The following is a 6450-nucleotide window of genomic DNA, read 5'->3' as shown; positions in this document are numbered from 1 at the left end:
GGACAGCGTACTTACCTAATTACTTGGCATGGCGACGGTTATTTGAAACCACAAGGCCAGCCGAGGAAGCGTGGCTTCGTGCGGCGATAGGCGCTGACCAACAGCAGATGCCAACATAGCCATGAATATACAGTATTTTTCAGAGTGAAGGAAAATGCAAATGGGCGGGCAGTACTGAGATTGCTTAACTGAGTTCGCAATGACACCGCTCCATGTCATTGCGAGGAGTGCAACGACGCGGCAATCTCAGCCCGCGGTGGCAGGAAGCCTGAGGTGCTTCGCTGCTTTCTCAAGGGATTAAGAAAGCGAGCAATCATAATGCCAGAAGGGCGTTGGAAGAAGTGAAAGATGCCAACGACTGGAGAGCTAGGCAGCGTGGCTCTTCAGCAAAGGCCAAGCTCCTTGCTTTGACGCGTCAAGGATAACAATTTCAGCAATTGAGCCGTCTTCGGCATAACTGATATGCGTATGCCAGTCTTGAGAAACCTCTTTGGTAATAGGCTTCTCCGATAGATGGAGCACTAAAATATCATCGGCCTCATCATAGGTCGTTCTCATGACATTTCCTCCCATTCAAAATGGTGCATCACCGTCTTTACAATTAGCTGATCTTCCAATACCACTGCAGCACAAACAAGGTTGTCGGTGCGCTGCACGAACGCTTTAGCTATCCATAGTCTAGTTTCATCTTTAAAACGTGTCTTGCCTGTTTCCAGCAGTTCGCTGAGCTGCGCTTCGTTTAAGCCCCGCTGCTGCATACGCTCTCTTGCGTGGCGAGTAATATGCACTTCACGATTAAAGCGTTTGGAATACATGGTAGCCGCTCGTTAGGTTAAGCATCATTACGATAATCGCTCTACCTCCCCATGTCATTACGAGTAGTGCAGCGACGTGGCAATCTCAAGCAGCGGTGGCAGACTAACCCGAGATCGCCGCGCTTCGCTCGCAATGACAAAGAAGAGGCTATTCGGAATGACACCGAAAAGCGTTATTGCCCAATCGGTCAGCCTTTGCTGGCTCGCGCAACATGAAGCACGCTCATGCACGACCTGACGCGGATGCGATGAAAGTAGTGTCAGGCTGCGTTATGATACCGGCCTCGCTTCTTCCATGATGATCCTTTCTCGTTACGAGGTTCCCGCCGATGTTCAGCCGTGATATGTCAATTGCCGGATTCGATGATGTGCTGTTTGATGCCATGCAAAAAGAAGTGGCGCGCCAGGAAGCCCACATCGAACTGATTGCTTCCGAAAACTACGCCAGCCCCCGCGTACTCGAAGCCCAGGGCAGCCAGCTGACCAATAAATACGCCGAAGGTTACCCCGGCAAGCGTTACTACGGCGGCTGTGAATTCGTCGATATCGCTGAAAACCTAGCGATCGATTACGCCAAAGAGCTGTTCGGCGCTACCTACGTCAACGTGCAGCCCCACTCGGGCTCGCAAGCAAACAGCGCCGTTTTCCAAGCACTGGTTAAGCCCGGCGACACCATTTTAGGCATGAGCCTGGACGCAGGTGGTCACTTGACCCACGGTGCCAAGCCGAGCTTTTCGGGCAAGCACTACAATGCCATTCAGTACGGCCTCAATGACCAAGAGCTGATCGATTACGACCAAGTGGCCCAGCTTGCTCGTGAGCACAAGCCCAAAATGATCATTGCCGGTTTCTCTGCTTATTCACAAATTGTGGATTGGGCCAAGTTCCGTGAAATCGCCGATGAAGTAGGCGCTTACTTACTGGTTGATATGGCGCACGTCTCAGGCTTGGTAGCGGCGGGTGTTTACCCGAGCCCCTTGCCCCATGCGCACGTGGTCACGTCTACCACCCACAAAACGCTGCGCGGCCCGCGTAGTGGTGTGATTCTCTCGGCCGAAAACGACGCCGATATCGAGAAGAAGCTGCAATCCGCCGTATTCCCCGGCGGCCAGGGCGGCCCGCTGATGCACGTGATCGCGGCCAAGGCAGTGTGCTTCAAAGAAGCCATGTCGCCCGAGTTCAAAACCTACCAGCAGCAGGTAGTGAAAAACGCCAAGGCAATGGCCAAGGTGTTTATCGACCGCGGTTACGACATCGTCTCCGGTGGCACCGAAGACCACCTGTTCTTGCTCTCGCTGATCAAGCAGGGCGTAACCGGTAAAGACGCTGATGCGGCGCTGGGCCGTGCCCACATCACCGTGAACAAGAATGCCGTTCCTAACGACCCGCAAAGCCCGTTCGTCACCTCCGGCCTGCGTATTGGCACCCCGGCAGTCACCACGCGCGGTTTCGGTGAAGAAGAGTGTACCCAACTGGCTGGCTGGATCTGCGACATTCTGGACGTGCTGGCCAAAGGCGAAGACACCAGCGCCATCGAAGCGAAGGTGCTGGATAAAGTAGCTGAGGTTTGCGCACGGCTGCCGGTTTATAAGTAATCAAACGCGGTAGCTCGCTCCATCCTAATCGCCCAACTTATTGGGCGATTAGGCCGTCTACCAGCAGCAATTACCCTCGGCACCTGGATGCTCGGTAATTCAAAGAGGTTAGAGATTTAATAACCCTACGCTTATCGAAAAATCTATTTAAAATCAATAAGTTAAAAATTTTTGCTTTGCAATATAACAGACCTGCTCTGCAATTTTGCAGGACATTTCATGAAATGGCTTTTCCTGCAAAATTGCAGACTTTCGATGTGACTAGTTTTGCTCTCCTTGATCACGCACTGCAAAACTGCAGTGTTGTTTTGCAAAATTGCAGAACTATTGAAATCCCTCAGCGCTTCAAAACCGGCATCTACCACTCTTAGCTTTTGCCACTTCCCACCGATAGCGGCACAAAAGTTGGTGGAGCTAGTCAAACTGCTACCAAGAAAGCTTGAGCGCTATCGCTCGGCACCCCGTTTTTTCTGCAGGTCTCTCAGCCACACCTACGCTAGTACTTGGTCGATGATACGGCTATCCGCAAGAAGGGCCGACATCGGTGGGTGTCAGCCGAATAGTTTGGAGAAGTCGGTAAGCAAGACAATTGCCAGGCCGCCGTCATCTTGTCAGTCGCTACGGAGCAGGCGAGCTTACCGGTGGCGTGGCAGCTCTATTTGCCGGCCTCCTGGACGGATAATCCCGACCGCTGTCACTAGGCCAGCGTTCCCGCCGACGTGGCCTTTGCCACCAAGCCAGACATCGCTTTGCAGCAGGTTCGTCAAACGATGGAGGCAGGCATCAAGACGGGCATCGTGTTGGCCGATGCAGCCTATGGCAAGGGAACAGCGTGGCGAGAGCAACTTGCCGACTGGGGACTGACCTACTGCGTCGGCGTGCATGAAGATCTGAGTGTCTGGGCGTCTGGCGCCAAGCCTTTACCACTACGCTGGTCGGGCGTTTGGCGTCCACCGCCCCGCTGGCAATAGACGGAGAAGTATCATCCGGTCTCGTTAGACGCCTTGGCCCAGTCGCTGAGGGCTGACGACTTCCAACAAGTCACGTGGCGGGAAGGCACCAACCAGCCGCTGACGTCCCGCTTTGCTTCAGTTCGGGTGCGAGTGAGTACCGTAAACCGGAATGGCTTCTGATCGAATGGCCCCAAGGGGCTGCCACAGAGAAAGTAGAAGCCATTGGCAAAAGCCGTGCGGGCAACACAAGCAAGATACACCTAGCTGTTGACGCTTATGGACTACCGATTGCTTTCAGGATCACCGGAGGTGACGTACACGACAGCACTGAGGCACAGGCGCTGATTGATGAGTTGCCAATAGGTGGGGCATTAGTGGCTGACAAGGGGTATGACAGTGAGCGTATCCGTGAGCAGGTCGACGCCAAGGGGATGGACTCGGTGATCCCACGCAAGCGCAACTCAAAGACAGGAAATAGCAGTTTAGACAGAGGGTTATATCACTATCGCCATCTTGTAGAGAATGCCTTTGCTCGGTTGAAGCCGTATCGCGCCATAGCGACGCGTTACGACAAGCTCAAGCGAAACTACGAAAGCATGGTGGCCTTAGCTTGTGGTTTTTTATGGCTGCCCATGTGAAACGTCAACAGACCCTAGTAGCGAAAGGCGCCAACGCCAGGCTCGTCCTGGTTAAGCACTGCCAGAAGTAACTCACCATGGCCAATGTTGTGCTTGAACCGGTTAAACGCACGATGAGCCGCATCCGAGAGCTTAGCTAGAGGTTGACGATATCAAAAAAATAAATTAATTTGTCAACCTGTGTCTTGTCAATTCGACTTGGTTAGGAGAAGCGCTATGCTCCATGATCGCATTCGCCGTGCGCGTATCCTCAAAGGGTTGTCTTTACAGCAGCTTGCGGATGCTATTGGCGATATCTCCAAGCAAGCGCTGTCCAAGTACGAGCAAGGCAAAGACACACCAAATTCAACCCGCTTGCTACAGTTGTCGGACACCTTGGGTGTTAGTCCTGAATATTTTTTCCGTCAAGAAAGCATTATGTTGGGTGAGGTCGATTTTCGTAAGCACGCCACCTTTGGGAAAAAACAACAAGAAGCGGTAAAGGAACAAGTATGTGAACATTTAGAGCGCTATTTAGCTGCCGAGCATTTGTTCAATATTGAGGCGCCTGTTCATGACTTAGCCTATTTGCGTCAGACCTTTTTTATCGAACGAATTGACGATATTGAACCAGCCGCTGAGCATCTACGTGTCCAATGGGAGTTGGGTTCAAATCCTATTGGTAACCTCACCGAGACCCTCGAAGAGCGTGGTATCAAGGTGGTGGGCTTGGCTGCGCATGATAAATTCGATGGGTTATGTGCGTTAATCAATGCCGGTACTGATGCAGTGATCGTCAGTAACACTGAGCGACCTGGAGAGCGCCAGCGCTTTAACCTTGCGCATGAGTTGGGGCACTTAGTTCTGTCAGTTCCTGAGGCAGTTCAAGGTACTCGCGAAGAAGAAAACTGGTGCCACCGATTTGCAGGGGCTTTTCTGTTCCCTGCCAAACATGTCAAGGAAGCCTTTGGTCAACAACGCAAGCAAGTGCTGCTGGATGAGTTTCTACTGGCGAAGCAAGAATGGGGCATTTCCGTTCAGGCGATATTAAGACGCCTTTACGATTTAGAAATTGTTTCACCGGGGTTCTATCAGCAAACCATGAAGCGGTGGTCAATTCAGGGTTATCGCCGTGGTGAACCTGACCCTTTGCCAAGCGAATCATCTTATCGGCTCAGACAGCTAGTGTATCGGGCACTGGCAGAGGCGTTGATTACCCCTTCTCGTGCCGCTGAATTACTGGATACGTCCTTGACTGAGATTGAGAAGGTCATGTTGAATCATCGTGCCGCTGAGGTCGCGGATGTTCAATAAGGTTGTTGTCTCAGATACCAATATATGGATCGATCTCTACCGTAGCGGTTTATTGGAGGTAGTATTTCAGCTGAAGCATCACTTCGTCACCACAGAATTTGTAATACACGAATTGAAAAGCCCGAGGGGAGAGCATCTTGTGTCATTGGGGCTTGGTGTCGAAGTGTTAGCCAGTACGGAAATGCTGACATTGTTTGATCTACGGCATACGTTGGGTAACTCCTCGCTGGCAGATGTTTCATGTTATTTTCTCGCCAAAGAACGCGGTTGGACATTGCTGACAGGGGACGGAGCATTACGCCGTTCAGGTCATAGAAGCCAGCTTGAAGTACGTGGTGTATTGTGGTTATTGGATCAGTTTCATGAAGCTGCTTTAGTGTCTCCTGATGTGCTCGTTAAAGCACTGAATGCTATGTTAGCCAATGGAGCAAGACTTCCAAAAGAAGAATGCCTGCAACGGCTGCAAGCATGGAGTGCTTTGTCACCATAAGTTTAGTAGCGAAAGGCGCCAACGGCAGGCTCGATCAGGTCAAGCACTGGCAGGAGGAACTCACCATGGCCAATGTCGCCCACGAACCGTTAAACGTGCCATGAGCCGTATCCGCGAGATCAACGCAGATGAAGAGGCCCGCCGTTTGACGTTTGTGCGTGAGCGGGCGTTGCGGGATGAGGTGTCGTTTTTGAATGATGCGAAGCAGGACGGCCGGGAAGAAGGTCGTCAAGAAGCCGAGCAACGTGCGTTAGAAAGTAAACGCAACGCCGCTCGTAAGCTGATAGCACTGACCGAGATGAATGATCAGCTGATCGCGGAAATAGAAGAACTGCCGGTGGAAGAAGTGGAAAAGCTGCGTGTCGAGACGCAGCACTGATCCTGTCTTCCGCTCCAGTTTTCCGCCTGACGCACAAAAAAGGGCAGCCCCACGGTTGGTGGCTGCCCTTGTTGTATTTGTCTGTTTTTCTTAATTTACCTGAACATGTGCTTTTTAGTGGACGGCCAGAAAGCTGGGTCATCTTTGAAGAAAGTATGGTCTATGCTGGTTCTTAGCCTCTGCTTTAGCAATATAATAAACGGGTATTCAAGTGATCCGCCAATCGGGAGAATGCTCATGGCGGTTCGGGTATTTTCCGCAAATGGGGTAGCTGTAAAATGCTGACC

At 51.8% G+C, this 6450-nt stretch carries 6 protein-coding genes and 3 pseudogenes; 7 read left to right on the top strand and 2 right to left on the bottom strand.

Going from position 1 to position 6450, the window contains the following annotated elements; all coding sequences use genetic code 11:
- Positions 1 to 119, top strand: a pseudogene (locus V8L70_RS12970) (IS1595 family transposase); the annotation flags it as partial.
- 247 nt (positions 120 to 366) lie between these two features.
- Here V8L70_RS12970 and V8L70_RS12965 read toward each other — a convergent pair.
- Together V8L70_RS12965 and V8L70_RS12960 are read right to left on the bottom strand one after the other, a co-directional pair.
- Entirely contained in the window at positions 367 to 558 is a 192-nt protein-coding gene (locus V8L70_RS12965; RefSeq protein ID WP_101145183.1) for a DUF2283 domain-containing protein, read from the bottom strand.
- Complete coding sequence (locus V8L70_RS12960) at positions 555 to 815, bottom strand: DUF4258 domain-containing protein (protein ID WP_101145182.1); 261 nt, start codon at positions 813 to 815, stop codon at positions 555 to 557. Before V8L70_RS12960 ends, V8L70_RS12965 begins: the two co-directional genes overlap by 4 nt.
- 329 nt (positions 816 to 1144) lie before the next feature.
- On the opposite strand from V8L70_RS12960, the gene glyA reads away from it, so the two are divergent.
- The 6 genes and pseudogenes from glyA to V8L70_RS12930 all read left to right on the top strand — a co-directional run bounded on the left by glyA (position 1145) and on the right by V8L70_RS12930 (position 6163).
- The gene (gene glyA, locus V8L70_RS12955; RefSeq protein ID WP_336269557.1) at positions 1145 to 2410 is read left to right on the top strand and encodes a serine hydroxymethyltransferase; all 1266 of its coding nucleotides are present in this window, start codon (positions 1145 to 1147) and stop codon (positions 2408 to 2410) included.
- A gap of 500 nt (positions 2411 to 2910) precedes the next feature.
- Positions 2911 to 3563, top strand: a pseudogene (locus V8L70_RS22920) (IS701 family transposase); the annotation flags it as partial.
- Positions 3558 to 4001: pseudogene (locus V8L70_RS12945) on the top strand (IS5 family transposase); the annotation flags it as partial. The pseudogenes V8L70_RS22920 and V8L70_RS12945, both read left to right, overlap by 6 nt.
- A 216-nt stretch (positions 4002 to 4217) precedes the next feature.
- Positions 4218 to 5294, top strand: coding sequence for a helix-turn-helix domain-containing protein (locus V8L70_RS12940; protein WP_336269556.1), 1077 nt, complete (start codon positions 4218 to 4220; stop codon positions 5292 to 5294).
- On the top strand, positions 5284 to 5784 hold the full coding sequence (locus tag V8L70_RS12935; RefSeq protein WP_336269555.1) for a PIN domain-containing protein: 501 nt from the start codon (positions 5284 to 5286) through the stop codon (positions 5782 to 5784). The genes V8L70_RS12940 and V8L70_RS12935 overlap by 11 nt, the downstream gene beginning before the upstream one ends.
- A gap of 100 nt (positions 5785 to 5884) precedes the next feature.
- A complete protein-coding gene (locus V8L70_RS12930; RefSeq protein ID WP_336269554.1) occupies positions 5885 to 6163 on the top strand; it encodes an RpnC/YadD family protein in 279 nt (92 codons plus the stop codon).
- The last annotated feature ends 287 nt before the right edge of the window (positions 6164 to 6450 follow it).

The sequence above is a fragment of the Vreelandella arctica genome (assembly GCF_037070215.1).
Lineage (GTDB): Bacteria > Pseudomonadota > Gammaproteobacteria > Pseudomonadales > Halomonadaceae > Vreelandella > Vreelandella arctica.
This window is presented reverse-complemented; position numbering and strand designations above follow the sequence as displayed.

Excerpts from the sequence above, each read along its gene's own strand:
- V8L70_RS12940 (WP_336269556.1), top strand. The coding sequence starts at position 4,218 with ATGCTCCATGATCGCATTCGCCGTGCGCGTATCCTCAAAGGGTTGTCT.
- V8L70_RS12935 (WP_336269555.1), top strand. The coding sequence starts at position 5,284 with ATGTTCAATAAGGTTGTTGTCTCAGATACCAATATATGGATCGATCTC.
- V8L70_RS12965 (WP_101145183.1), bottom strand. The coding sequence starts at position 558 with ATGAGAACGACCTATGATGAGGCCGATGATATTTTAGTGCTCCATCTA.
- V8L70_RS12930 (WP_336269554.1), top strand. The coding sequence starts at position 5,885 with ATGAGCCGTATCCGCGAGATCAACGCAGATGAAGAGGCCCGCCGTTTG.
- V8L70_RS12960 (WP_101145182.1), bottom strand. The coding sequence starts at position 815 with ATGTATTCCAAACGCTTTAATCGTGAAGTGCATATTACTCGCCACGCA.
- glyA (WP_336269557.1), top strand. The coding sequence starts at position 1,145 with ATGTTCAGCCGTGATATGTCAATTGCCGGATTCGATGATGTGCTGTTT.